This window comes from Haliea sp. (genome assembly GCF_041395985.1).
Classification (GTDB): domain Bacteria; phylum Pseudomonadota; class Gammaproteobacteria; order Pseudomonadales; family Halieaceae; genus Haliea.
The window spans coordinates 200168-227025 of the sequence record NZ_JAWKZJ010000002.1 but is presented as its reverse complement, the minus strand read 5'-3'; the positions used below and the strand labels follow the sequence as shown (position 1 = coordinate 227025).

Below are 26858 nucleotides of genomic sequence, written 5' to 3'. Positions count from 1 at the left end.
ACACTATGCATTTCACCGTTGTCATTCCCGCACGCTACGCCTCAACCAGACTGCCCGGCAAACCCCTGCTGGACATTGCAGGCCGGCCCATGGTCCAGCGGGTCTGGGAGCAGGCGCGGCAGAGTGGAGCAGACCGCGTGGTCGTGGCGACTGACGACGCGCGCATTGTCCAGGCTGCGGAACGCTTTGGTGCCGACGCGTTGCTGACCGCTGCCGCTCATCCCTCGGGGACAGATCGCCTGGCAGAGGTTGCGCACATGCTGCAACTGCCGGGGGACGCCATAGTGGTCAACGTACAGGGTGATGAGCCCCTGATTCCGCCTGCCGTCATCGACCAGGTCGCAGGCAATCTCGCGGCACACCCCGCATGCGGCATTGCCACCCTGTGCGTACCGATCACAACGCTGGAGACCTTGCGTGATCCGAATGCGGTGAAAGTCGTGAGCGACGCGCAGGGCAGGGCGCTCTATTTCAGTCGTGCACCGGTGCCCTGGCCGCGTGATGCCTTTGCCGCAGCCGCCGCAAGCCTGCCCGCCGAAGGCGTCTGGTTCCGGCACGTGGGTATCTATGCCTACCGGGTCAGCTTCCTCCATCAGTATGTTGGCTGGTCGCCTGCGCCGCTGGAACAGCTGGAACAGCTGGAACAGCTGCGAGCCCTGTATCACGGCGTGAGTATCCACGTTGCTGAGGCCGTCGCCGAGGTGCCTGGCGGGGTGGACACGCCCGATGACCTGGCAGCCGTCCGCGCGCGCTTCGGAGTCTCGCTGTGAGCACGTCGCCGTCTACCCAGCGCGTGCTGTTCGTCTGCCTGGGCAATATTTGTCGCTCGCCCACGGCCGAAGGTGTATTCCGGAAGCGGGTTGCAGACCGCGGGCTTGAGCACCGCATATACGCAGACTCCTGTGGCACTGCTGACTGGCACAGCGGCAAGCCGCCGGATGCGCGCAGTATCGCCGCCGCGCGACGTCGTGGTTACGATCTGGAGGCCCTGCGCGCACGCCCGTTGTGCTGGGAAGACTACTACACCTTCGATTACATGCTGGCAATGGACGAATCCAATCTCGAGGTGCTGCGCCGGGAGTCGCCGCTCGATTACGCGGGGCACATCGGGCTGTTCCTGGACTTTGCCCCCGACCTTCCGGAACGCGAAGTACCGGATCCGTACTACGGCGAAGGTGACGGATTCCTGCGGGTGCTGGAACTGGTCGAGGCGGCCAGTGACGGTTTGCTGGCTGAGCTGCTGCAGCATGGATGATGCCCTCGAGTCCCTGCAGCCGCCGAATACCCTGCGCCTGCGTGCACAGGCGCAGGCACTGCGTAGCGTACGCTCGGTCGTCGAGGTCGAGTCCGCGCTGGCGTGGGCGCGGGCCCGGGCACTGCCGGTGCTGCCGCTTGGCGAAGGCAGCAATGTGGTGCTGCAGCCGCAGCTGGGTGCCTTGGCGCTGCTCGTGCGGCTGTCGGGGCGGGAGCTGCTGGAAGACGGACGCGAGTTCATCACACTGCGCGTTGGCGCCGGTGAAAACTGGCACGCGCTCGTGGTGTGGACATTGTCGCGTGGTTACTACGGCCTCGAGAACCTGGCGCTGATCCCCGGCACCGTCGGCGCGGCGCCTATCCAGAATATCGGTGCCTATGGCCGTGAAGTCGCCGCTTTTGTGGTCGCCGTTCACGCACGCCGTGTTAGCGATGGCACACCGCTGACCCTCAGCGCTGCCGAGTGTGAATTTGCCTACCGGGACAGCGTGTTCAAGCGGGCGCTGGTTGACAGTGTGGTCATTACCCATGTCGACCTGCGGCTGGCACGCAGGCCGGCGACCAACACCGACTATCCCGCACTGAGCGCGGCGCTGGGGGCGCGAGGTTGCGGCGACAATGCGAGTCCGCAAGAGGTATTCGACGCCGTGGTCGCACTGCGCCGCGCACGCTTGCCAGACCCAGCGCTGCAGCCCAACGTGGGCAGTTTCTTCAAGAATCCGATTGTCTCCCGAGATCACGCCGATGCACTGCGCGGCCGGCATCCGGACTTGCCGGTGTTTCCGCTGGATGCCCGGTACTGCAAGCTGGCAGCGGCCTGGCTGATTGAACAAGCGGGCTGGAAAGGCCGCCGGTCGGGAGGCGTCGGCGTGCATCCCGGGCACGCGCTGGTGCTGGTCAACTACGGTGCGAATACAGCACCGCCCCTGCTGGCCCTGGCCGCCGAAATCCAGGCCACCGTCGCGCAGCAGTTTGCGGTGCAACTGGAACTGGAGCCGCGCGTCTACGGGGTGGAGCGGTGACTGATTTCGACGCCGAGAGCTTCCTGAAACAGCTCACCACGCGCCCGGGCGTTTACCAGATGTACGGTGCCGACGCCGAACTGTTGTATGTGGGCAAGGCCCGCAACCTGAAAGCGCGGGTCAGCAGTTATTTCCGCGCCAGCGGGCTCACGACCAAGACCATGGCGCTGGTGGCGCGAATCCGGGACATCCAGGTCACGGTCACCTCGACGGAAGTGGACGCCCTGCTGCTGGAACACAATCTGATCAAGAGCCACAGGCCGCCCTACAACATACTGCTGCGTGACGACAAATCCTATCCGTACATCTACCTTTCCACCGACGACGAGTTCCCCCGCCTGAGCCTGCACCGGGGGCGGAAACGGCGCAAGGGCAGCTACTTCGGACCCTATCCCTCAGCCTCGTCGGTGCGTGAATCACTGCACTTCCTGCAAAAGGTGTTTCGCGTACGGCAGTGCGAGGACAGCTTCTTTCGCAATCGCTCGCGACCCTGCCTGCAGCACCAGATCGACCGTTGCACGGCGCCCTGCGTCAACCTGGTGTCGGCCGAGGCGTATGCAGAGCAGGTCCAGAACACGGCGTTGTTTCTGGGGGGTAAATCGCAGGAGTTGCTTGTGCGGCTCGCGGATGACATGGAGCAGGCCGCGGCGGCGCTGGAGTATGAAAAGGCTGCCGTGTATCGCGACCAGATCAGTCAGCTCCAGCATGTCCAGGCCAGCCAGGGCATCGAGGGTGCCAGCGGGGAACTGGACATACTCGCCGTCGCCGTCGATGGAGGACGGGCCTGTGTGCAGGTGCTGTTCGTGCGCAACGCGCAGGTTCTGGGCAGTAAAACCTGGTACCCGCCTCTCAAACTGGACGAGACAGGCGCTGAGGTTCTCGCGGCCTTCCTGCCCCAGTTTTACCTGGCGGGCGGACGGCCCATACCGGGCGAGATCATCGTCACCGACCTGCCGGATGACAGCGAAGCCCTGGCGGCGGCCCTGACCCATCAGGCCGGCCGTCGCGTGCGTATCCGGGCCAACGTCCGCGATGCGAGAGCGCGCTGGATGCAGCTTGCCCGACAGACCGCCGAGACCAATCTGCAGTCACATCTGGCCGGCCGGCAATCCACCCTGGAGCGCCTGCAGGCGATACAGGAACTACTGGATCTGCCAGCACTGCCGGAACGCATGGAATGCTTCGATATCAGCCACAGCTCCGGTGAGGCCACGGTGGCTTCCTGCGTGGTCTTTGACCAGAACGGGCCGCGTAAATCCGACTATCGGCGCTTCAATATTGACGACATTACCGGCGGCGATGACTACGCGGCCATGCAGCAGGCGCTGGAGCGACGCTACCGACGGCTGAAGGACGGGGAGGGTAGCCTGCCTGACATCCTCTTCATCGACGGTGGCAAAGGGCAGGTTGCGCAGGCCATGCAGGTGCTCGAGGCATTGCAGTTGAACAGCATTGAGGTCGTCGGGGTTGCCAAGGGGGTCACCCGCAAAGCCGGTTTTGAAACGCTGATCCGTGGCGATACAGGGCGTGAAACCCGGCTGCGCGGGGATAGCCCCGCGCTGCACCTGATACAATCGATACGCGACGAGGCACACCGCTTCGCCATAACCGGGCATCGGGCGCGGCGCGACAAGGCCCGCCAGCGGTCCTCACTGGAGGGGATTCCCGGAGTAGGGGCCAAACGCCGCCGGGAGCTGCTACGGCATTTCGGCAGTGCCAGCGGCGTGGCGAACGCCAACGTCGATGAGTTGAAGAAAATCAACGGAATTAGTGCGACCCTGGCGCAACAGATATACGATCACCTCCACGGCAGTGGCCAGTAACGGAGCGAACGCCCTCTTGAGCATCAACATACCTAACACGCTGACCCTGATGCGGATATTCCTGATACCGGTGTTGGTTGTGGTGTTCTATCTACCGTTCCAGCACCATCTGCTTGTCGCTGCGGCGGTGTTCAGCGTCGCTGCGGTGACGGACTGGCTGGACGGTTACCTTGCCCGGCGTCTGGGGCAGATGACCAAGTTCGGGGCGTTCCTCGACCCGGTTGCCGACAAGCTGATGGTCGCGGTGGCACTAGTGCTGCTGGTGGAACGCCACAACACTATCCTGCTCACCCTTGCGGCCAGCGTGATCATCGGCCGGGAGATCGTGGTCTCGGCGCTGCGTGAATGGATGGCGGAACTCGGGCAGCGCACCTCGGTGGCCGTATCTTACATCGGTAAGGTGAAAACCGCGTTCCAGATGATCGCCATTATCGGCCTGCTGGCAATTGATCCCACTGTTCATGGCAACGCCTTGCAGGCACTCTGTTACTTCATGCTCTACGCTGCCGCCGTACTCACCTTGTGGTCCATGGTGATTTATCTGCGCGCCGCGGCAGAGGTCATGCGCGGACAATGAGCCCTGCATTGTTCTTGACAGGGCGGTAACAGGCCCTAGAATAGGCGCCCTCACGCGGCCCTCACGGCTGTTTGATGTTGCGGGAATAGCTCAGTGGGTAGAGCGCAACCTTGGCAGGGTTGTGGCGGGGCGCGAAGCCTCGGCGGTTCCGGCGACCGGGGACACAGTAGTAGCGAAGCAGTAAAGCGGGAATAGCTCAGTTGGTAGAGCGCAACCTTGCCAAGGTTGAGGTCGCCGGTTCGAACCCGGTTTCCCGCTCCAACCCCCATCTGTACCGGCTGGTACAGTGACAATCAAGGCTCGGTGGCAGAGTGGTTATGCAGCGGATTGCAAATCCGTCAACGCCGGTTCGATTCCGACCCGAGCCTCCATTGTCTCCAGCATATCGCTGGCATGACGAAGGTTCTCAACCCCTCACTGAGTAGTCCAGTTGGACGAATGTTCGGGTGATGTATTTCAGAAGCGCGTAGATAAACAGCGCGATGCCCAGCATCTCGAATGTTTCCTCCACCGTATAGAGTACCGAGTAGGTGATTTCCTGCGCTCCGGGTGAGGAAATGTATTTGCCCGCCAGCATTTCGAGACCCAGGCTTCCCGTCAGATAGAGTCCCCCCGCGACGACAAAGCCCACCCCCGTTGCACGAGGCAGGCGGAGGAGGAAATTGGCGAAGAGTACTGCGAGCAACAGCGCGGCGAGACCGTAGGGAATCACCCAGGCATAGTAGAAATAGCCCGAGGTCCCCAACGTTGATCTCAGATAAACGGTCAGGTTCTCATGCAACGCCGCCGTTTCATCAATGGCCAGACCAATAAAGATTACGCCCAACAGATACCAGGAAAAGCTCGCTTGCTGCTTGGCGCGGTGACAATGGGCGATGCCAAAAAGCAGACAGGAGGCGGCAAGCAGTTGCAGTGAGGAAAAGAGCGTGGGTATGTTGGCTTCCAGATTAAGGTTGAAGAGATTCACCCACAGTGGCACCCGTTCAACGGGCGGGTAGGCAATAAACCAGGCGACGCCCAGGCTACTGGCGATCACCAGAAACAGGATGATCCCCAGAAGAGCTTTCAGCGTTCCTCCGGGTGAAATAACGATGTACACGTGATGATGCCTCCCTGTGTTTTTGGCCGGCGCGGCGAATCCCTCTCGAGTTTTACACGCTGGCTCGCGAGCCTGGTGACGGTTGCTGAGGAACAGGACGCCGCTGCAGGCACGGTTGCTTGTCTTCACCGCCTCAGCAAGGCAGGATTGTAGCCTGAGTTGACGAGAGAGTGCGTGGTGCCGTGATGAAACAGGATATTTCCGGGCAGTTGCTTGCCGTTCTGGCCTTACTGCTTGTTGTGGGTTTCGCGTCGGCGGCGGAGCCTGACCCGCTCCCGTCCTGGCGGGAAGGGGTAGCCAAATCCTCGATCGTTGCATTTGTTGACCGAGTTACGCAGGAGGGCTCTGGGGACTATGTCGCTCCTGCACAACGCATCGCAACCTTCGACAACGACGGCAATCTCTGGGCCGAGCAGCCAATGTATTTCCAGCTGTTCTTTGCCATTGACCGGGTGAAGGCACTGGCGCCGCAGTACCCGGAGTGGGCATCCCAGGAGCCCTTTGCGTCTCTGCTCAAAGGGGATGTCAAGGCAGCGCTTGCCGGAGGCATGCCGGCGATCAATGAATTGATCATGACGACACACGCGGGCATGACCACCGACGAATTCGCGGTGCTGGTGCGCGACTGGATTGCGAGTGCGCGGCACCCGGAGACCGGGCGGCTGTTCACTGACATGGTGTACCAGCCCATGCTGGAATTGCTGGTGTACTTGCGGGCAAATGATTTCAAGACATTCATCGTCTCGGGCGGGGGCATTGAATTCATGCGCCCCTGGACCGAAGCGGTCTATGGCATACCCCCGGAGCAGGTCGCAGGCAGTAGCGTGGTTACGGAGTTTGAATTGCGGGATGGTAAGCCGGTTCTGGTGCGCATGCCTGAGATCCGGTTTATCGATGACAAAGAAGGCAAGCCTGTTGGGATCAACAGCCATATCGGACGGCGGCCCATTTTTGCCTCGGGCAACTCTGACGGGGATCTACAGATGTTGCAATACACCGCTGCAGGGCAGGGTCCACGGTTCATGCTGTACCTGCACCACACGGATGCAGAACGCGAATGGGCTTACGACAGGGAATCGCACGTCGGCAGGCTGGATAAAGGACTGGACGAAGCCCGCGAGCGGGGCTGGACCGTGATTGACATGCAGCGCGACTGGAAAACCGTGTTCCCTGAGCGTCGAGACTGAATACCGGGAAAGGCATGCGACCAGGTTCCTAATCGCTTAATCGGCGCGCTTCTGGCCCCGGACAGTGGCGTCGGAAACCGCACACTACCCCCTGTTGCAAAACGTCACATACCGCTCAAGACATCATGATTTAATAGCCGACCGCAGGTTGAAACAAACCTGGCAAGGTCTCCAGCCATGGTGCGCGCTGAACGCGTCAGTGTGCTCATCTCAATAACACCAACGGCGATCAGCGGAACAGCGATGGGCGCAATCACTACGAGCAATTGCAGAAACCTGCGCAACGTTGCCGCATCAGCGATGGCAGTGGCGTGCAGTGTGGTCTCCGCGCCGACTGCGGCACAGGGGATACTCGAAGACGTCGTGGTCACCGCTCAGAAACGCAGTGAAAACCTGCAGGATGTGCCAATGTCTGTGTCTGCGATTGCCGGCGCTGACAGTGAACTGTTCCGGTTTCGCGACGCTACCGATATCGCAGTGCAGATACCCAATCTACAAGCCACGAACACAGCGGGCGATGGCTTTCCGATTTTCTCCTTGCGGGGCGTGGCCATGAGCGATTACAGCTTCAACCAGTCCAGCCCCGTTGCGACCTACATTGACGAGGTCTATAAGGGCAACCCCGCCATTCAGGGCGCACAGTTATTCGATCTCGAGCGCATCGAGGTTCTCCGCGGCCCGCAGGGCACGCTCTACGGGAAAAACTCCACCGGTGGCGCCGTCAACTACATCACCCGAACGCCGGGCTACAGCGAGACCGAGGGTGGCCTCACAGTCGGCTACGGCAACTTCAATCGTCGGGATATCAGCGCTGCAGTGGATGCACCGCTGCGGGAAGATACACTCGGATTGCGCATTGCCGGTAGGTGGGCGGAAGCCGATGGTTGGTTCGATAACCGGAACCCCGGCGTTGAGGATGGCAATGCCGTTGACGAGTACGGGCTGCGAGCCTCCCTGGCCTGGCAGCCATCGGAGACTCTCGAGGTGATACTGCGCTATACGAAAACCGATCAGCGCGCGGTGAACTACGGCATCCAGCCCTTCAACATTTCAGCCGACGGTTTGGGCGGTGGCGTCTATGGGCTGTACAACGCGCTCGGTGCAACGGACAAGGTCGATTACCAGCGCAAGGGTTTGGACTTTTGGGAGTTTGAGTCCGATCAGGACGCGAGGCGGGAGCTGTCCAATCAGGCATTGGCGCTCACCGTGACCTGGAAGCTGTCCGATCGCTACGTGCTCACATCGATAACCTCCCTGGATGACGGAGAGGCACTTAACCCCGAAGACACGGACGGCTCACCGCTGGATGTGCTGTCGATACCCTATTATGGCGAGGCAGAACAGTACACGCAGGACTTACGGCTCGCGTCGAATGGTGATGGCCCCCTCAATTCCATCGTCGGTCTCTACTGGTCCAATGAGCAGGTTTACAACGCCACGACCATCGGTTTTTTCAGCGATCTGGATATGAATCTGGACGGCCGCATTGATGCGTTTGACTGCGCTGACGTGGCCGGCACCGCGTTTCTCGGCGCGCCGGTTACCGAGGCGGGGCTGAATGCGGAGATCACCCTGAACGGCCTGGGATTCAGTCTCGCAGACTTCGCACCCGCCAGTTGCCAATTCGACAATGCCTTTGCCCAGGAGCGTACCAGCCAGGCGGCGTACCTCGACAGCAGTCTCGCATTGTCGGAGGCGTGGACCCTGCGCCTGGGGCTGCGCTACACCCGGGATGAAACGGCGCTGAGTGACTTCTCTGGGCGCATTCTGGCGGCGGCTGACGGTACACCGATTCTCAACACGATTCCCGGTGATCCCGAGGATGTGTTTGCAAGGGCCGGTAAACGCTCCGAGACGGAGGGTGAATGGACCGGCAAACTGGGGCTCGACTACAGCAGCGAAACCGGCATGCTGATCTACGGCAATGTGAGCCACGGCTATCGCTCTGGCGCGTTCAATGCCCAGGCGTTTCTCGACCCCTCCGAATTGACCTACGTGGAGCCTGAAACCCTGGACGGCGCCGAACTGGGTGTGAAACATGAGCTACTGCAAGGTGCCTTGCGCCTGAATGCGGCCGCATTCTATTACCGCTATTACAACCAGCAATTCCTCAATATAGACGGCATCATCCAGACGCTGGTCAACATTGATGAATCTGCCATTGCCGGTATGGAGGTAGAAGTAGAAGCTGCTCTCAGCCAGAGCCTGATCGTCCAGGCGGGACTCGGTCTCCTGTCGACCGAGGTGAAGGAAGGAGCATTGAGCGGTGTCGACCTTGCCGGCAATGACCTGCTGCTGGCCCCGGCAAGTAACTTCAATCTCACCGTGCGCTGGGATATCGCCACGCTGGAGCAGGGGACGATCACCCTGCGTGCGGATACCAGCTTCACTGACGATTTCTACTTTGATGTCTACAACACGGAACGAACAGCCTCGGAGGCATACTGGCTGCACAACCTGCGCCTGGATTTCCTCTCGAAGCATGAGGGCTGGCAGCTGGGCGTCTGGGTGAAAAATGTCAGCGATGAAGAGTACTACACATCCACACTGGACCTGCAGACCTTCGGCTTTGACTACGGGCATATCGGGGCGCCGCGTACCTACGGTGCCGAGCTGCGCCTGAATTTTTGAGCGATACTGCAGCCGGGGGAGCGGCTACACCCCGGGCTCAGCCGCTCGCCAGTCGCTGTCGATATAGAGTTCCAGGGGGCGGTACGCGGTTTTGTAGGACATCTTGTTGCAGTTGCGAATCCAGTAGCCCAGGTACAGGTAGTTCAGGCCCATAAGCCGCGCCTGTTCGATTTGCCAGAGGATGGCATAACTGCCCAGGCTGCGACGCTCCTCTTCGGGCTCGAAGAAGGTATAGATGGCTGACAGTCCATCGGTCAGCACATCCACCACGGCAATCCCCAGAAGGCGCTCTTCCGCGAAGAACCGGTAGTAGCGGGTGCAATCCCAGGCGTCATTGAGGAACGACATGTATTGATCGCGATCCGGGGGATACATGTCACCATCGGCGTGGCGTTGCTCGATGTAGCGGTAGTACAGGTCATAGGCGGCCTCATCGCCGATATGTGCGCTGCGTTCCACGCGAAGGTCTGCGTTGCGCCGCCAGGTGCGCCGCTGGGCGCGGTTGGGTACAAAGCTGTGCACCGGAATCCGCGCCGGGATGCAGGCATTGCAACGCCCACAGTGTGGCCGGTAGATGTGGTCGCCGCTGCGCCGGAACCCCATTTGTGACAGCCGGCTGTACAGCAGCTGATCCATTTCCTGCCGCGGGTCAATGAACAGGGTAGTGGCTTCCTGATCCTTCAGGTAGCTACAGGTGTGGGGGTAGGTGGTGTACACCTTGAGATCCCGCAGGGATGAGGTCACGGCAGCAGGTCTCCGCAATGGGCCGGCAAAACCCAGATAGTCGGGTCAATACACTGATTAACATTCTGGGCAAGCTCCGCTTCAAAGTCCAGCCTGCTGATCAGCCGTGCCCCCATTCTGTTCATGTGCGCGCTCTCCACCTGGCAGTCGATCAGTCTGAAGTCTGCCTGGCGCAGCAAGGACACAAGGGCCACGAGGGCAATGCGGGACGCGCTGGGTACGCGGGAGAACATCGACTCACCAAAGAACACACGCCCCAGCGCAACACCATACAGACCACCGACCAGTTCGCCTCCGGCGCTGAGCACCTCTATCGAGTGTGCGATGCCCCGCCGGTGCAGGGCCTGGTAGGCCTGCAGCATGTCGTGGCTGATCCAGGTGCCGTCGCTGTCGCGCCGGGGCGCTGCACAGGCAGCCATGACCGACGCGAAGCGCCGGTCCACGCTGAGTTGCAGGGTTGTTTGGCGCAGGGTCTTGCGCAGGGAACGCGACACATGCAGGGCATCGAGGTAGAGCACCGAGCGCGGGTCTGGTGTCCACCACAGTACGGGTTGCGGTGGCTCATACCAGGGGAAGATCCCCCGACGGTAGGCCGCTGTCAGGCGCTCGGGAGACAGTCCGCCGCCGGCTGCCAGCAACCCGTTGGGATAGGTCAGTGCCTGACTGGAGGGCGGAAACTCATCGCCGGGGGCCAGGCGGGCGATCCCCGGCATGGGCCTAACCCAGGTTGTCCAGGTATTTTTCGGCGTCCAGCGCAGCCATGCAGCCGAATCCGGCGGAGGTTATCGCCTGGCGATAGATGTGATCACCAACATCACCCGCCGCGAAAACACCGGATACAGACGTGGCCGTTGCATTGCCCTCGGTGCCACTGCGAATCGTGATGTACCCGTCCTTCATGTCCAGTTGCCCCTGAAACATCTCCGTGTTCGGCTTGTGGCCAATGGCAATGAACACCCCGGCGAGGTCCAGTTCGCTGGTCGCACCGTCAGCCGTGGCCTTCACCCGTATACCCGTCACGCCGCTGGTGTCTCCCAGCACCTCGTCGAGCGTGTGGTTCCAGAGCAGGCGTACCTTGCCTTCTTCAGCCCGTTTGAACAGGCGGTCCTGTAGTACTTTTTCCGCCCGGAGGCTGTCACGCCGGTGTACCAGCACGACCTCTGAGGCAATATTGGCCAGGTACAGGGCCTCTTCGACAGCCGTATTGCCACCACCGATAACGGCCACTTTCTGGTTGCGGTAAAAAAATCCATCACAGGTGGCACAGGCACTCACGCCCTTACCCATGAACGCGGCTTCGCTGGGCAGCCCCAGATACTGCGCCGAGGCCCCGGTCGAAACAATCAGGGCATCGCAGCTGTAGCGATTGCTGCCCTCAAGCTGAAACGGTCGGGAGGACAGGTCTACGCGCTCGATGTGGTCGAATACCACGGAGGTTTCAAAGCGCTCAACGTGGGCCTGCATCTGCTGCATCAACTCTGGACCCTGCAACTCGGCATGTCCCCCGGGCCAATTTTCCACCTCGGTGGTAGTCGTCAGCTGTCCACCCTGCTGCATACCGGTGATCACCACCGGCTTCAGGTTCGCCCGCGCCGCATACACAGCCGCCGTGTAACCCGCCGGACCGGAACCGAGAATGATCAGGGGGTGGTGTTGAATGTCGCTCATGTGGTGATTTCCCGGTTGCTGGTGTTAAATGTCGCCTGTTCTGCGGCTGACGCATGCTGCGTTATCCGGCAGCGGCTGGGCTGGCTATGTTAATGTAAAGACCACGCCGCGGCAAAGGCGAGGTGGATTCTAAATAGTTTCCATAAGTTTTTGAATATAATCATAAAATGGGGCACAATTGCTGAGTGATGTGGCGCGTGGAAAACGTCTTTTCCACGCCAGTAAGGGGAAATTCAAGCGTGCCTGAGAAATCCAGTCAGCACAGCGTCCTGGGCCCGCGGTTGCGGGAGGGCGCCTTCATTGGCGTCAGCGCGGCCTGCCTCTATGTGTTGTTGGCACTCGTTACCTACAGCCCAAGGGACCCGGGCTGGTCGGCGACGGGCTCCGGGGCGCGCATCCTCAATGCCGGTGGCCCCACCGGCGCCTGGGTGGCGGACGTGGCTTTTTCGCTGATCGGTTTCGCGGCCTATCTGCTTCCCGTCCTGCTGGCTTACCGCGCCCTGGTCATTCTGCTGCAGCGCCACCGGCACCAGCGCTTTGACTGGGTTACGTTTGGCATACGGTCCCTGGGGCTGGTGCTGGTCATGATTGCCGGCACAGCGCTCGCAGCGCTGAACGACAGCGGTGGGTCCGGCTTGCCTCAGGGGGCCGGCGGCATTCTGGGGCAGGCGATTGGCGATGGTTTTCGCCTGGCTTTCAGTGCGATCGGTAGCCGGCTCATTCTGCTCGCTGTCTTCCTGTTCGGAATCACGATTTTCACCGACATCAGCTGGTTACGCCTCATGGAGCGCCTTGGACGCTGGACGCTTAACGGCGCCCAGCGCATACGGCACTGGTGTCTGGCAACGCTGGACCGGGTGCGTGACCGTCGCCAGCGTGAGAAGGCGCTGGAAGCGCGCAAGGCGGTGATCGATGAGCATGTTGAGCGCAGCAAACAGCGCAAACCCCCGAAGATCAAGCCCCTGAAGCCGCGTCCTGAAAAGAGCGACCGTGCGGAAAAGGAAAAACAGCAGCCATTGTTCGATGCACCGGTTACTGGCGAATTGCCCGCACTGGGCCTGCTGGATGCGGAAACCAAGGACCCGACAAAGGGCTTTTCCGAGGAGGCTCTGGCCGCCATGTCGCGCTTGCTGGAGCTCAAACTGGCGGACTTCGGCATCAGTGCAGAGGTGGTAGCCGTATATCCGGGCCCGGTGATCACCCGGTTTGAGATCCAGCCGGCTGCGGGTATCAAAGTGTCACGGATATCCAACCTGGCCAAGGATCTGGCACGGTCACTGGCCGTCATCAGCGTTCGGGTGGTGGAGGTGATTCCCGGTAAATCGGTGGTCGGGATCGAGATCCCCAACGAAGACCGGGAGATCGTGAATTTCCGCGAGGTGCTGTCCTCACGTGCCTTCGACCAGTCACGCTCGCCGCTGACCCTGGCTCTGGGGCATGACATTTCCGGCGAACCCGTGGTGGCTGACCTCGGCAAAATGCCCCACCTGCTGGTGGCAGGTACCACAGGGTCTGGCAAGTCCGTCGGGGTTAACGCCATGCTCCTCAGTCTGCTGTACAAATCCACCCCCGCCGATGTGCGGTTGATCATGGTCGACCCGAAAATGCTTGAACTGTCGGTATACGACGGGATCCCACACTTGCTGACGCCGGTGATCACCGACATGAAAGACGCAGCCAATGGGCTGCGCTGGTGCGTGGCGGAAATGGAGCGACGTTACAAGCTGATGGCGCATCTGGGCGTGCGCAACCTGGCGGGCTACAACCGCAAGCTGGCAGACGCAGAGCGCGAGGGCACCCCGATCACGGACCCGCTGTGGAAGCCCGACCCGATCCTGGCGCTCACCGACGAGGAGCAGGAGGCACCGCCGCTGGAGCGCCTGCCTTCCATCGTGGTTGTGATCGACGAGTTCGCCGACATGATGATGATCGTGGGCAAAAAAGTGGAAGAGCTTATTGCACGGATCGCACAGAAGGCGCGTGCCGCTGGTATTCACCTGATCCTGGCCACGCAGCGACCCTCTGTGGATGTCATTACCGGGCTGATCAAGGCCAATATTCCCACCCGCATTGCCTTCCAGGTGTCCTCGAAGATCGACTCGCGCACCATTCTTGACCAGGGCGGGGCAGAGCAGTTGTTGGGACACGGCGACATGCTGTACCTGCCTCCGGGTTCCGGGCTGCCTACACGGGTGCACGGTGCGTTCTGTTCCGATGAAGAGGTGCACCGGGTGGTCGCGGACTGGAAGCGACGCGGAGAGCCCCGTTACATCGAGGGCCTGCTGGACGAGGGCAGCAGTACGCCGGTGACGGCAGGGGAACTCCAGGCCAGCAATGGTGACGAAGATCCAGAGAGCGACAACCTGTATGACGAGGCCGTACACTATGTGACCCAGAGTCGGCGGGCGTCGATATCGTCGGTACAGCGCAAGCTGCGTATCGGTTACAACCGGGCCGCGCGCCTTATCGAAACCATGGAGCAGGCCGGAGTGGTCAGCGAAATGGGCAGCAACGGGCAGCGCGAAGTGCTCGCGCCGCCGCCGGCAGAGTGAGCCAGCCAATGAACCCTCTTTGCACAGGACTGACAGAGTGCCCAATTCACTGACATTATTGCGTCTTTGCGCGCTGCTTATGCTCCTGGCGCCCTTGCCACTGCGTGCGGAAGCCGTTGACGAACTGCTGCAGGCCCTGCAGCCCATCGAGCGCCTGCAGGGCGAGTTCCAGCAGCGGCAGTACGCCGCGGACGGTGACGTCGTAAGCGAGTCGGAAGGGCGTTTCCGGCTGCTGCGGCCCGGCTACTTTGCCTGGGAGATACGCGCGCCTGACAGCCAGTTGATCATCGCCAACCGCGACTACCTGTGGCACCACGACCGCGACCTGGAAACCGTGACGCGCCGCCCGGTCGTGGGCAGTGAAGCCATGACGCCGCTGCAGGTGCTGGGGGGCGACAGCGAAGCGCTGCGGCGGGACTACACCGTGCATCGGGATGAGCAACAGCGCTTTGTCCTCGTGCCCACGGGCACCGGCAGCGGGTTCCGGGAACTGGCGCTCTCGCTGGCAGGCAATACCATTCTCGGCATGGAGGTGCGGGATAACCTCAACCAGCGCGTGGTCATCACCTTCAGTGCGCTGGACACGCAAACACCGATGACACCTGCCGAGTTCGACTTCGCACCGCCGCCCGGTGCAGACCTGTTCTATCAGGCAGAGTAACCCTTGGCGGAGGATCTGTTCAGCGCCGCGGGCGAAGCCGGTTACCAGCCCCTGGCAGCGCGCCTGCGGCCCGACACGCTGGACAGCTTCGCGGGGCAGTCACACCTGCTCGGACCGGGCAAGCCGCTGCGCCAGGCGATCGAACGACGCCAACTCCATTCAATGATCTTCTGGGGGCCGCCCGGGGTCGGCAAGACCACCCTGGCACGCATTGTCGCGGGCGCCGCCGACGCGCATTTTCTGCAGCTTTCAGCCGTGTTGGCCGGTGTGCGCGAGATTCGCGAGGCGATCGGAGAGGCGCGCCAGCACCGCGTCGCCGGGCGGGACACCGTGCTGTTTGTGGACGAGGTGCACCGGTTCAACAAGAGTCAGCAGGACGCCTTTCTGCCTCACGTGGAAGACGGCACCGTGATCTTTGTTGGCGCCACCACCGAAAACCCTTCCTTCGAATTGAATAACGCGCTGTTGTCGCGGGCGCGTGTCTACAAGCTGCGATCGCTGGGATCCGACGACCTGCAACAGGTACTGCTGCGCGGGGTTGCGCTGTTGGTGCCGGCAACGGCCATCGACAGTGACTGCCTGCGACAGATCGCCGAGCAGGCGGACGGTGATGCCCGCCGCGCACTGAATCTGCTGGAACTGGCTGCAGACCTCGCCACCGAGGAGCACGGTCGCCGCCGGATTACCGCCGTCACGCTCGAGGAAGTTTTGCAGGCCTCACTGAGGCGCTTCGACAAGGGTGGTGACCTGTTCTACGACCAGATCAGTGCATTGCACAAGGCCGTGCGCGGTTCGGCACCAGACGCTGCAGTCTACTGGCTGTGCCGTATGCTGGATGGTGGTTGTGATCCGCTGTACCTGGCTCGACGCATCGCGCGCATGGCCAGCGAGGACATCGGTAACGCCGACCCGCGCGCACTCACCCTGTGCCTTGATGCCTGGCAGGTACAGGAGCGGCTGGGCAGCCCGGAAGGCGAACTCGCGCTGGCACAGGCGGTCATCTATCTCGCCTGCGCGCCGAAGAGCAACGCAGTCTACAGCGCCTACAAGGCTGCCCTCGCGGAGGTGCAGAGTCAGGGCAGCGTGGAGGTGCCCTTGCACCTGCGTAATGCGCCGACTGCCTTGATGAAAGCCGAGGGACACGGCGAAGATTACCGCTACGCACACGACGAGGAGGGGGCCTACGCAGCGGGGGAAAGCTACTTTCCCGAAGCACTCAAGGCCCGACGCTATTACTTTCCCGTCGCACGGGGCCTGGAGCAGAAGATCGCCGAAAAACTCGAGTACCTGCGCAGCCTGGACGAGACCAGCAGCCGGCAACGCTATCCGAACAAGTCGTGACACTGACGCGCCCCCCGGACGCTGCCCCCTGCCGCTAAAAATCAGTACAATACGCATTGGCAATTGCACCCTGCGGGTTATTCCATGAAGTACCTGGTCTTCGTTGCATTGGGGGGCGCAGCGGGCTCGGTCTCGCGCTATCTGCTCTCACAGTGGACCCAGGCGCAGTGGCAGGGCGGTTTTCCGCTGGGCACACTGCTGGTCAACCTCCTTGGCTCCTGCGCCATCGGTGTCGTGTTTGCCCTGCTGGAGAGGCAGGTTCTGCACCCGGACTGGAGAGGCCTGCTCATGGTGGGATTCCTCGGGGCGTTTACCACCTTCTCGACGTTTTCACTGGAGGCGTTTGCGCTCTGGGAATCCGGACAGACGCTGCAGGCATTGGGCTATGTGCTGGCCAGCGTCACGTTCTGCATTTTCGGCGCCAGCCTCGCAATCACCCTGACCCGGGCCTTGCTCTAGCAGCCCGACACAACAGACAACAGGAACAGAACGATGCTGGATATCAAGGCGGTGCGACAAGATCCGCAGGCAATCGCGGCGCAACTGGCGCGACGCGGTTTTAGCTTCGACGTCGCCGTTTTCGAGGCGCTTGATGCGCAGCGCAAGCAGGCCGACATGGACAGCCAGGCGCTGCTGGCCGAGCGCAAGCGCGCCTCCAAGACCATCGGCCAACTGGTCGGACAGGGTATGAGCGTCGATGAGGCCAAGGCCCAGGTCAACCTGACGTTGGACAAGATAGCCTCACAGCTGGATGAGCTGACTGAACAGGCGAAGGCAGTACAGGGCAGGCTCGAGGATTTCATGTTGGGTGTACCCAACCTGCTGGCACCCGAGGTACCGGATGGCGCGCGCGAAGAGGACAATGTCGAGGTGGCACGTGTCGGCGCCCCGCGGGCATTTGATTTTCCGCTCAGGGACCACGTGGCGCTGGGCGAGGCACTCCAGCAACTGGATGCGGAAACGGCGGGCAAGATTACAGGCTCCCGTTTCACCGTAATGTACGGGCCCCTCGCGCGCCTGCACCGGGCACTGACCCAGTTCATGCTCAATCTGCATACCGGGGAGCATGGTTACCGAGAGGTCTATGTGCCCTACATTGTGAACCGCGATTCCCTGCGCGGCACCGGGCAACTGCCGAAGTTTGAGGAAGATCTGTTCAAACTGCAGGGCGAGCAGGACTACTACCTCATACCCACAGCCGAAGTGCCGGTCACCAACATTGCCCGCGACCGCATCTTTGAGGACAGCGAACTGGGTGAGGAGGGGGTGCGCTTCGTCTGTCACACCCCCTGCTTCCGCAGCGAGGCAGGCAGCTATGGCCGGGACACACGCGGCATGATTCGTCAGCACCAGTTCGAGAAGGTCGAACTGGTGCAACTGGTCCGACCCGCCCAATCGGCCGCAGCCCTGGAGGCGCTGACCGGCCATGCCGAGCGCGTTCTGCAGTTGCTTGAGCTCCCCTACCGTAAAATGGCGCTGTGCGCAGGCGACACCGGGTTCTCTGCACAACGCACCTACGACCTTGAGGTGTGGCTGCCGGCACAGGACACCTACCGGGAGATTTCTTCCTGCAGCAGTTTCGGTGACTTCCAGGCGCGCCGCATGCAGGCCCGCTGGCGCAACCCGGAAAGCGGCAAACCAGAGCTGCTGCACACGCTGAACGGCTCCGGACTGGCGGTGGGCCGCACCCTGGTGGCGCTGCTGGAAAACTACCAACAGGCCGACGGCAGTGTCAGCATACCCGCCGTGCTGCAGCCCTATATGGGCGGATTGACCCAGCTCTGAGACGATACTCGACCGGGAGGCTCCTGCCATCGAATCGCTGCCACTGTTCCTGAAGCTGCAGGGCGCGCCGGTCGTGTTGATCGGCGGCGGCCAGGTAGCGACCCGCAAGGCGCGGCTCCTGCAGGCAGCAGGCGCATGTGTCACGATTGTGGCACCGGAAGCGGGCGAGGAACTTCTGTTACTCCTTGGGCTGCAAGGCGAGGTTGCCGAGCACCACCAGCACCGCTGGCTGGCAGAGCCCTACCGGGGCGTGGAGCAACTTGCCGGCGCGCGGCTGGTGGTGGTGGCCACCCCGAACCGGACACTCAACGCCGTCATCTCCGCCGACGCGACCGCGGCGGGTATTCTCGTCAACGTGGTCGACTCTCCCGACCTGTGCAGCTTCATCTTCCCCGCGATAGTCGACCGATCGCCGCTGGTCATTGCCATCGGCAGTAACGGCGCCAGCCCGGTGCTGGCAAGGCAGCTGCGGCGACGCATAGAGGCCATGGTGCCCGCCGCCTACGGTCGCCTGGCGGCTTTCGCACGGGATTTGCGCGATACCGTGGCACGGGCGCTTCCCGATGTGGAACACCGGCGGCGCTTCTGGGAGCAGGTCATCGATGGCCCGATCGCAGGACAGGTGCTCTCCGGGAATGCAGAGAACGCGAAGAGCAGCCTGACGGCACTGCTGGCACAACAGCAGCGAAACCCGAAGAGCCTGAATCAGGGAGAAGTCTACCTGATCGGTGCCGGGCCGGGAGACCCGGACCTGATGACCTTCAAAGCGCTGCGGCTATTACAGTCGGCGGATGTTGTGCTCTACGACAGGCTGGTGAATCCGGCCATCACCGACCTGGCACGGCGGGATGCGGAGCGCATCTATGTGGGCAAACAGCGCTCGGATCACAGCGTGCCGCAGACCCGGATCAACCAGCGCCTGCTGGATCTAGCCCGTGACGGCCGTCGCGTCGCGCGCCTGAAGGGTGGGGATCCCTTTATCTTTGGCCGCGGCGGCGAGGAGATCGAACTGCTTGCGCGGCATCAGATCCCGTTTCAGGTGGTACCGGGGATTACCGCCGCCAGCGGCGCAGCGAGCTACGCCGGCATTCCGCTGACGCACCGTGAACATGCACAGTCCGTGCGGTTCGTCGCCGGCTACCTGAAAGACAACCGCCTTGAGCATCGCTGGGAGGAGTTCCTGTCACCCAACGAAACCCTGGTGTTCTACATGGGCCTTGCCGGCTTGGAGGTGATTTGCAGCGAGCTGGTCGCGCATGGCCGTGACCCCGCCACGCCGGTGGCCGTCATCGAACGGGCGACCCTGCCCGAACAGCGCGTCATTACCGGGACACTGAGCAGCATCAGCGAGATCGTCGCCAGGTCACGGCCCGTGGCGCACACGCTGATTATCATCGGCTCTGTGGTGGACCTGCAGTCAGAGCTGGCCTGGTTCGGGCCCGACACACCGCAAACCACGGGATAACAGATGTCGCCGCCCCGCGGCTAGCGTCTGCGCCATACCAGCAGCTGGTTGTTCGCCGGCATTGCAGTATCGGATTCCAGCTCAAAGCCGGTCTCGCGGGCGAGTACCCGCAGGTCATCAAGATCCCGCAGCCCCCTATGCGCGGCGCGGGCCTGCAAGCTGGCATCGAAGGCGGCGTTACTGGCGCTGGTGTAGCGTCCGGCATACCTGAAGGGGCCGTACAGGCAAAACGCGCCTTGCGCCGGCAACACCCTGGCCAGCCCCCGGAACATTGACTCGACTTCTGTCCAGCACATGATGTGCGCCGTATTGGCGGAATAGGCCATGTCGGCGTGTACCACAGGCCACAGGGGCTCGGCGACATCCAGTGCCAGCGGTTCAGCGATATTGGGCAGCGCCGCCGCCCGCACCCGCTCCCGACAATTGTCCACACTGTCCGGATGATCTGTCGGTTGCCAGCGAAGGTAGGGCAGGGCGGCGGCAAAATGCACCGCATGCTGGCCTGTCCCCGAGCCCACCTCAAGTACCGTCCCCGCATCGACAAAGAGCTGCCGCAAACGGACCAGAATCGGCTCCTTGTTGTTTTCGCAGGCTTGTGAGAAGGGCAGCGGCATGGTGGTGCCTAAACCGGAGACCGGTCGTAGCGCGGGAAACCGGGCACGGTGTCCGTCACCACGGGGAAAATCGTCTGTCTGGCAGGCACCATCTCGTCAGCATAATTGCGATAGATAGCCGCGCGCAGGGCACCGGCAGTTGCGTAGCCAGTCTGGTCCGCCAGATCGTCCAGTATGCCTCGCACGCGGCTGGTGGTCAGCCCATGGCTGCGTGCGATTTCCTGCAGACTGTCGCCCGCGATGAAGTCCTCAAAAACGCGCATGGTTTCCAATGTCCAGCGTGCGCCAAGGGAGCCGACAATGGTGCCGTCGGGTTCCGCGCGTACCAGGCTGCGCGTAAACGGATCCTCCACATTGGCCAGATACGTGAGAAAGCCGGTGTCCAGCTTGATGACGTTGAGAATGGCGCGAAACATACGGCCGGAAGGGGTCAGCAGCCAGACCCAGGCCGTGGCATTGCCATACAGGCGCGCGGCGTCTTCCAGCAGGCCGCCAACCGGGTCCTTGATCAGCGGGGTATTGCGCCGCCAGACGCCGGGCAAAATGTTGGTCATCGACTCGCGGTGGGCGAGTTCGGACAGCGTCTTGCCGCGCGCCTCCTCCAGGGTCATGCCGTGCATGCGCAACGCTGCGGGGGACATGTCCACCACGCGCATATCGTCGCCCAGGCGGGTCACCGGGAGTACCTCCCCCAAGCCTTCAATCCAATCCATTGTCATCAGCCAGTGCCTGTCTCTTGCAAGCTTGGAGCTCACCGTCCGGCCATGGACGGCGGGCGAAAATACCTGCGGCCCTTCACCGCAGGCTGCATCGTCTGTTATTTGTCGCCAGTGCGACTTGCGCTGTGCTGTGCAACCTGCTGCTGGCGCAGGAGCAACGCGTCTACAAGGATGTTACCGGCCTCGGTGAGTAGCACGTCGGGGTGTTCCGGGTCTTCTGTAGCGCCGTCGTCTTCGGGTTCGATGACGTCCTCATCGGTCTCGCCAAACTCATCATCGAGGGAGGTCAGCAGCTCCTCGCCGAGGGCCGCCCGGCGACGATTTTCAATCGCCAGGGCCTTGTTTTCCTGCGTCTCGCGCATGGCGATACGGGCCTTTTCATTCAGCGGCAACGCCTTCACGGCGCGTGCCTCTTCCGCCAGGTGGACCTGCTCTTCAAGGTAGACGAAATCCGGGTTGCTCACGCTGCGTTCACGGAACAGTCGGGTCAGCTCCGGGACAACAGCGTTGATGTCACCATAGCGCCGATGCTTGACCGGATTGATCTGGTCCCAGTTGAGAGCGTGATCCAGTGCGCTCTCGCCAATCTCGTCCGGGTCGAACAGCGACGGGAAGACCACGTCAGGCACTACCCCGCGGTGCTGCGTGCTGTCTCCCGAAATGCGATAGAACTTTGACTCGGTGAGTTTCAGTTGCCCTTCCGTGAGCGGCACCATGGTCTGCACGGTTCCCTTGCCGAAAGAGCGGTCCCCGACAATGATGCCGCGCTGGTAGTCCTGTATCGCGCCCGCAAAGATTTCCGAGGCAGAGGCGCTCAGGCGGTTGATGAGAACCACCAGCGGGCCATCGTAGTAGGGGCCGCGCATGCGCTTGCCGTCACGCCACACCCGTCGCGAGGAGTGGCGGATCTGCACGGTTGGACCGTACTCAATAAACAACCCGGTCAGCTCGTTGGCCTCCTGCAGTGAGCCGCCTCCATTATGGCGCAGGTCGATCACGATGCCGTCAACACCTTCGGCTTCCAGTTCGGTCAGCAGCTTGTGCACGTCGCGGGTGGTGCTCTTGTAGTCCTCGTCACCGCGGCGCATGGCTTCGAAGTCAATATAAAACGCGGGAATATCGATCACACCGATCTTTGCTGTGTGGTCTCCGCTGGGCACTTCGAGAATTTTTTTCTGGGCCGACTGTTCCTCCAGTTTGACCTGGTTGCGCACGATGGTGATTTCCTTGCGCGCATCCGTGGAGGCGGCCTTGGCAGGAATCACCTGCAGGCGAACGGTGGAATCTTTGGGGCCGCGTATCAGCTCAACCACCTCGTCCAGGCGCCAGCCAATCACGTCTTCAAAAGGGCCATCCTCGCCCTGCGCAACGCCCACGATCCGGTCGGACGGTTGCAACTCTCCCTGCTTGTCCGCCGGTCCTGCTGCGACCAGCCGGGCAACCTTGGTGTATTCGTCCTCCATCTGCAGTACTGCGCCAATGCCTTCCAGCGACAGGCTCATGTTGATATTGAAGTTTTCCGAGCGCCGGGGAGACAGGTAGTTGGTGTGCGGGTCATACAGTTCCGTCAGAGCGTTGGCATAGACCTGGAACACATCCTGGGCGTTGTACTGTTCAATCCGCTTGAGCTGGTTGCGATAGCGCTTCTCCAGCGTCGGGACAATGTCCTCGGCCTCTTTCTCCGCAAGTCGCAGGCTCAATACCTGATTTTTGAGGTGGCGACGCCAGCGATCATCAAGCTCTTCCTCGCTGCGCGCCCAGGGGCGTTCCTCGCCATCCAGTTCATAGGCTTCGTCCACGGTGAAATCCATGGACGCTACGCGCTCGTCGAGTGTCTCCACAATGCCGCCGAGACGCTCCTGCAAGCGCTGCTGAAAGCGGTTGAAGATATCAAAACCGATCTGCAGGTTACCCTCGTGGAGGTCCTCATCCATGACCGTGCGGTAGCGCTCAAAGTCGGCCAGATCTGCCTGGGTGAAGAACATCTTGCCCCCGTCCAGACTTTCTATGTAATTGTCGAGGTGCAGGGAGGACAGGTTGTCATCGTAGACCAGCTTGGCGTAATGGCGCTCCTCCAACTGTTCGATCAACTCAACAATGGTTTCCCGCTGGCTGTCCGTATAGGCGATGGCGGCGCCCGCAACCCCAGGCAGCCCTGCCACCAGCAGGGCCACAGCGCCCAGGAAGAGGGCGCGGAAGTCGGTCGCTCTGAAAGCCGGTATGGTAGGCAAAGTTCGTGTCTCCTGTAGACTGAGTCAGCAGTGTAACCCCACGCAGGGTTGCATCCAATCCCATTGTAACGGTGTACGGGCTGTTGTCTCAGACAGCGCTGATTCGCGCGTGTTCCCATCCCCGCGTTACCGGACTGGTGTAACATACCGGTTGCAGCCAGCGGACCAGGGCCCCTTGAGCGCGTGAACCCGATCGAACTGACCAACAGCATGATTTTCTGGGGTGCCCTGCTTGCACTCATGTGCGTCATCGCCAGCGGGCTCTCCCGTCGGGTGGGTGCCCCGGTGCTGCTGGTGTTCCTTGTGCTGGGCATGCTCGCCGGCGAAGAAGGGCTGGGCGGTCTGCAGTTCAACGATGTCAGCCAGGCCTTCCTGTTCGGTAGCCTCGCCCTTGCCATCATCATCTTCGATGGAGGGCAGGGCGCGCGTCGCGACACCTTCAGGGTCAGCCTGGGGCCGGCGCTGTCACTGGCGACGATTGGTGTGGTGCTGACGGCCGGTATCACCGGGCTGGTGACACACGTCATTTTGGGGCTCAGCTGGCTCGAGTCTCTTTTGATCGGCGCCATCGTCGGCTCCACCGACGCCGCAGCCGTGTTCGGTCTGCTGCGCTCGGCGGGCTTGCAACTCAAGGAACGTACCAGCGCGACGCTTGAGGTGGAATCCGGCAGTAACGACCCCATGGCGATCTTTCTGACGATCACGCTGGTGGAACTGCTGTCACTGCAGGCGGAAGACCCCGGGATACGTATTCTGGCGGCCTTTGCGGAGCAGATGGGGCTGGGGCTCGCCATTGGCTTCGCCGGCGGCTATCTGCTTGTGCGGCTCCTGAAACGCCTCTCACTGCCCGTATCCATGTATCCGCTGCTGGCGCTGGCCGGCGGCATCAGCGTGTTCGGGGTAACCAACCTGTGGGGCGGCAGTGGCTTTCTGGCCATCTACCTGGTGGGCATCCTGATTGGCAACGCATCGTTGCCGCACGCCAAGGACATCCGCCGATTCCACGACGGCATCGCCTGGCTGGCGCAGATCGGCATGTTTCTCATGCTCGGACTGCTGGTCACCCCCAGCAGCCTGCTGCCCCTGGTGCTCCCGGCTCTCGGCATTGCGTTGGCGCTGATTTTTGTCGCGCGCCCCCTGGCCGTGGCCCTGGCATTGCTGCCTTTCCACTTCCCCTGGCGCGAACAGGTGTTCATCAGTTGGTGCGGCCTGCGCGGCGCAGTGCCGATTATCCTCGCACTGTTTCCGTCTCTCGCCGGGCTGGAGCATGCGGATATTTTCTTTGAGCTGGCTTTCTTCGTGGTGCTTGTTTCGCTGGTGCTCCAGGGGTGGACCATCGCGCCCATTGCCCGCTGGTTGGGCATCGAGGTGCCGCCGGTGCTCGTCGACCCGGAACATCTGGTCCTGAGAATACCCGACGAGCAGGAGAAAGAGGTTCTGGTATACCGGGCGGTGGCGGGGAGCCTTGCCATTCACATGCGGGCAGGGCGCCTGCCGCTGTCCGGCGGCGCACAGTTGGTGGGGGTTGTTCGCCAGGGGGTGTTGCTGGATAACCCTCGTGAGCAAGACATCGAGCTGGAAGACCACGTCATGGTCCTGGGCAATGACGGAGCCGCCCCGGCGCTCGCTCGCCTGTTTACACCAGTGGATGCACGCAGTTCAGAAAAAGCCTCGGCATTTTATGGCGACTTTGTCCTCAAACCGGGCGCGCGCCTGGCCGATATTTCACTGATGTACGGTGTTGCCGTACCGGAGGCCCTGCAGGCGCTCACTGTGGGCGAGTTTATCAACCGGCAGTTTCATCACAAGGCGGTCGTTGGCGACCGTGTCTCGCTGGATAGCGTTGAGTTCGTGGTGAAGAAACTTGATGGCGACCAGATCGCCGTGGTCGGCCTTAAACTCGGATAGTCATTCAGCGTGCATCGCCATCCGCGTCCGTTGCAATAATGTCGATGCCGGCGAGGTCCTGCGCATAGCGTTTCTTGCGCGGCAGATCCATGCCACGCAGAATCTGGATGCGCTGGGCCTGTGGTGAACCGGCGCCGTGCAGCGATTCTGTGAGGTAGCCCACCGCGTTGCGGCCCAGGGTCATGTTCTCGATCAGGCGCAGCATGCGGGTGCGGCTCTCTACCGGAATGTCAGCGCGTCCCAGGAAATACTTGTGCAACAGTGGCCCGGCTTCCTCATGCTCGAAGTCCGCCTGGGACGGCAGGGTCACCATCAGGCCGCCGGCGAGGTCCTGGGCAAAGCGTGCTATTTCGTAGGGGAAGCGTGTGACATTGTGCTTGCACACATTCGCCAGCATTTCGTCATTCATCCAGATACCCGAGTCCAGCTGCGTCGCCTCGTGGGAGGACGCGATGGCCGACGAATAGATGGTTTCGTTGAGATGCGTCATCTCCACCAGTTTGTCCTTGATGTGACTGGCGGCGTCAGCCCCGTTGTATTCGGCGATAGATGCCGCAGCGCCGACCATGACATCGCCAAGGCCGGTTTTGCAGACATAGCTGGCGCGATGGTAGGCGGTAAAGCGTGACACCATCGGCTGGGCAAACTCGTATTCGCCATCCATGAGTACATGCTCCCAGGGTATGAACACATTGTCGAAAACCACCAGAGTTTCCTGTCCGCCGAAGCGCGCATTCCCCTTGTCGATGTCGCCTGCCTCTAGTGCGCGGGTGTCACAGCTCTGGCGCCCGTAGATGTAGATGAGTCCCTCAGCGTCGCCGGGCACCATGCCAACGACTGCATAGTCACGATCTGCCTCGCTCAGGTTCATCGTGGGCATTACGCAGATCCAGTGACTGTTCAGGCCACCGGTCATGTGCGCTTTGGCGCCGGTAACAAACAGGCCCTGCTCTGTGCGGCCCGTTACGTGCAAAAACAGGTCGGGGTCGGATTGCTGGTGAGGGCGTTTACTGCGGTCCCCCTTGGGGTCCGTCATGCCGGCACCAATAATGACGTTGTGGCGCTGGGCTTCGCGCATGAAGTCGAGATAGCGCCGGTGGTATTGCGTGCCGTACTTGCGGTCGATGTCCCAGGTGATGGAATGCAGGACACTGATCGTATCCAGCCCGGCACAGCGTTGGAAGCAGGTACCTGTGATCTGCCCCAGACGTCGCTGCATCCGATTTTTCATCACCAGGTCCTGCGGTGATTCGACAATGTGCAGGAAGCGATTGACCCGGGCATCTATCAAGGATGAATGCGCCGTTGCCAGCTCAGGCTCTTCCAGAGCCAGGTCGTAGGTGGCACTCAGGGCGTTGATGGAGGGACGGATAATCGGGTGATCCACGGGCTCTGCGATCCGCTCCCCCAACAGGTAGACCGTCACATCACGGCCACGCAGACTTTGTACATACTCCTCGCCCGTGCGGATGGGCGTAAACCGTGCCCAGCGGCTCGTTGCCGTCTCCTCAGTGCGCCCTGTCATTACCTTGTTCACCCTGTTCCTCCCACGACATATTCTGCAGCTCAGCCCCGGG

General features: G+C 61.8%; 22 protein-coding genes and 2 tRNA genes. 16 read left to right on the top strand and 8 right to left on the bottom strand.

The window, feature by feature from the left end; genetic code table 11:
• Window positions 1–5 precede the first annotated feature (5 nt).
• The 7 genes from kdsB (at window position 6) to R3E49_RS04580 (ending at window position 5047) form a co-directional block, all read left to right on the top strand.
• Window positions 6–770, top strand: a complete 765-nt coding sequence (gene kdsB, locus R3E49_RS04610; protein WP_371293973.1) for a 3-deoxy-manno-octulosonate cytidylyltransferase — start codon at window positions 6–8, stop codon at window positions 768–770.
• Window positions 767–1255, top strand: a complete 489-nt coding sequence (locus R3E49_RS04605; RefSeq protein WP_371293972.1) for a low molecular weight protein-tyrosine-phosphatase — start codon at window positions 767–769, stop codon at window positions 1253–1255. Before kdsB ends, R3E49_RS04605 begins: the two co-directional genes overlap by 4 nt.
• Window positions 1248–2276 (top strand): UDP-N-acetylmuramate dehydrogenase, encoded by a 1029-nt coding sequence (gene murB / locus R3E49_RS04600; protein WP_371293971.1) that lies wholly within the window; start codon window positions 1248–1250, stop codon window positions 2274–2276. Before R3E49_RS04605 ends, murB begins: the two co-directional genes overlap by 8 nt.
• Window positions 2273–4099 carry an excinuclease ABC subunit UvrC gene (gene uvrC / locus R3E49_RS04595; RefSeq protein WP_371293970.1) on the top strand — a complete coding sequence of 609 codons (1827 nt, stop codon included), beginning with the start codon at window positions 2273–2275 and terminating at the stop codon, window positions 4097–4099. The genes murB and uvrC overlap by 4 nt, the downstream gene beginning before the upstream one ends.
• Window positions 4100–4121: 22 nt before the next feature.
• Entirely contained in the window at window positions 4122–4676 is a 555-nt protein-coding gene (gene pgsA, locus R3E49_RS04590) for a CDP-diacylglycerol--glycerol-3-phosphate 3-phosphatidyltransferase (RefSeq protein WP_371294292.1), read from the top strand.
• Window positions 4677–4861: 185 nt separating this feature from the next.
• Window positions 4862–4937: transfer RNA gene (locus R3E49_RS04585), tRNA-Gly, on the top strand.
• Window positions 4938–4973: 36 nt separating this feature from the next.
• Window positions 4974–5047 (top strand) — tRNA-Cys (locus R3E49_RS04580).
• A 35-nt stretch (window positions 5048–5082) separates the two neighbouring features.
• Here the strand turns inward: R3E49_RS04580 and R3E49_RS04575 are convergent.
• Window positions 5083–5775 carry a hypothetical protein gene (locus tag R3E49_RS04575; RefSeq protein ID WP_371293969.1) on the bottom strand — a complete coding sequence of 231 codons (693 nt, stop codon included), beginning with the start codon at window positions 5773–5775 and terminating at the stop codon, window positions 5083–5085.
• 185 nt (window positions 5776–5960) lie between these two features.
• Between R3E49_RS04575 and R3E49_RS04570 the strand changes: the two genes are divergently transcribed.
• Together R3E49_RS04570 and R3E49_RS04565 are read left to right on the top strand one after the other, a co-directional pair.
• The gene (locus R3E49_RS04570) at window positions 5961–6962 is read left to right on the top strand and encodes an HAD family hydrolase (RefSeq protein WP_371293968.1); all 1002 of its coding nucleotides are present in this window, start codon (window positions 5961–5963) and stop codon (window positions 6960–6962) included.
• A gap of 243 nt (window positions 6963–7205) precedes the next feature.
• Window positions 7206–9593 carry a TonB-dependent receptor gene (locus R3E49_RS04565; RefSeq protein WP_371293967.1) on the top strand — a complete coding sequence of 796 codons (2388 nt, stop codon included), beginning with the start codon at window positions 7206–7208 and terminating at the stop codon, window positions 9591–9593.
• 24 nt (window positions 9594–9617) lie between these two features.
• Here the strand turns inward: R3E49_RS04565 and R3E49_RS04560 are convergent, their stop codons facing one another.
• From R3E49_RS04560 to trxB, 3 genes are read right to left on the bottom strand one after another with little or no spacing between them, the layout of a single operon-like run.
• The gene (locus R3E49_RS04560; RefSeq protein WP_371293966.1) at window positions 9618–10337 is read right to left on the bottom strand and encodes an arginyltransferase; all 720 of its coding nucleotides are present in this window, start codon (window positions 10335–10337) and stop codon (window positions 9618–9620) included.
• Window positions 10334–11050, bottom strand: coding sequence for a leucyl/phenylalanyl-tRNA--protein transferase (gene aat / locus R3E49_RS04555; RefSeq protein WP_371293965.1), 717 nt, complete (start codon window positions 11048–11050; stop codon window positions 10334–10336). Before aat ends, R3E49_RS04560 begins: the two co-directional genes overlap by 4 nt.
• A gap of 4 nt (window positions 11051–11054) precedes the next feature.
• Window positions 11055–12005, bottom strand: coding sequence for a thioredoxin-disulfide reductase (trxB, locus tag R3E49_RS04550; protein WP_371293964.1), 951 nt, complete (start codon window positions 12003–12005; stop codon window positions 11055–11057).
• A 239-nt stretch (window positions 12006–12244) separates the two neighbouring features.
• On the opposite strand from trxB, the gene R3E49_RS04545 reads away from it, so the two are divergent.
• From R3E49_RS04545 to cysG, 6 genes are all read left to right on the top strand, one after another.
• Window positions 12245–14557: a DNA translocase FtsK gene (locus R3E49_RS04545; protein ID WP_371293963.1), complete on the top strand. Its 2313-nt coding sequence runs from the start codon at window positions 12245–12247 to the stop codon at window positions 14555–14557.
• Between the two features lie 37 nt (window positions 14558–14594).
• Window positions 14595–15218, top strand: a complete 624-nt coding sequence (lolA, locus tag R3E49_RS04540; RefSeq protein ID WP_371293962.1) for an outer membrane lipoprotein chaperone LolA — start codon at window positions 14595–14597, stop codon at window positions 15216–15218.
• 3 nt (window positions 15219–15221) lie between these two features.
• On the top strand, window positions 15222–16559 hold the full coding sequence (locus tag R3E49_RS04535; RefSeq protein WP_371293961.1) for a replication-associated recombination protein A: 1338 nt from the start codon (window positions 15222–15224) through the stop codon (window positions 16557–16559).
• Between the two features lie 84 nt (window positions 16560–16643).
• Window positions 16644–17018 carry a fluoride efflux transporter CrcB gene (crcB, locus tag R3E49_RS04530; protein ID WP_371293960.1) on the top strand — a complete coding sequence of 125 codons (375 nt, stop codon included), beginning with the start codon at window positions 16644–16646 and terminating at the stop codon, window positions 17016–17018.
• Between the two features lie 33 nt (window positions 17019–17051).
• Window positions 17052–18344 carry a serine--tRNA ligase gene (serS, locus tag R3E49_RS04525; protein WP_371293959.1) on the top strand — a complete coding sequence of 431 codons (1293 nt, stop codon included), beginning with the start codon at window positions 17052–17054 and terminating at the stop codon, window positions 18342–18344.
• A 28-nt stretch (window positions 18345–18372) separates the two neighbouring features.
• The gene (gene cysG, locus R3E49_RS04520; RefSeq protein WP_371294291.1) at window positions 18373–19809 is read left to right on the top strand and encodes a siroheme synthase CysG; all 1437 of its coding nucleotides are present in this window, start codon (window positions 18373–18375) and stop codon (window positions 19807–19809) included.
• Between the two features lie 20 nt (window positions 19810–19829).
• Here cysG and R3E49_RS04515 read toward each other — a convergent pair whose 3' ends face one another.
• The 3 genes from R3E49_RS04515 to R3E49_RS04505 form a co-directional block, all read right to left on the bottom strand.
• The gene (locus tag R3E49_RS04515) at window positions 19830–20423 is read right to left on the bottom strand and encodes a DUF938 domain-containing protein (RefSeq protein WP_371293958.1); all 594 of its coding nucleotides are present in this window, start codon (window positions 20421–20423) and stop codon (window positions 19830–19832) included.
• An 8-nt stretch (window positions 20424–20431) separates the two neighbouring features.
• Window positions 20432–21142 carry a PAS domain-containing protein gene (locus R3E49_RS04510; protein ID WP_371293957.1) on the bottom strand — a complete coding sequence of 237 codons (711 nt, stop codon included), beginning with the start codon at window positions 21140–21142 and terminating at the stop codon, window positions 20432–20434.
• Between the two features lie 98 nt (window positions 21143–21240).
• Complete coding sequence (locus tag R3E49_RS04505; RefSeq protein WP_371294290.1) at window positions 21241–23364, bottom strand: carboxy terminal-processing peptidase; 2124 nt, start codon at window positions 23362–23364, stop codon at window positions 21241–21243.
• Between the two features lie 192 nt (window positions 23365–23556).
• Here R3E49_RS04505 and R3E49_RS04500 point away from each other — a divergent pair, with 192 nt between their 5' ends.
• A complete protein-coding gene (locus R3E49_RS04500; protein ID WP_371293956.1) occupies window positions 23557–25281 on the top strand; it encodes a potassium/proton antiporter in 1725 nt (574 codons plus the stop codon).
• A gap of 4 nt (window positions 25282–25285) precedes the next feature.
• Here the strand turns inward: R3E49_RS04500 and R3E49_RS04495 are convergent, their stop codons facing one another.
• The gene (locus R3E49_RS04495) at window positions 25286–26806 is read right to left on the bottom strand and encodes a 4-hydroxyphenylacetate 3-hydroxylase family protein (RefSeq protein WP_371293955.1); all 1521 of its coding nucleotides are present in this window, start codon (window positions 26804–26806) and stop codon (window positions 25286–25288) included.
• Window positions 26807–26858: the final 52 nt, after the last annotated feature.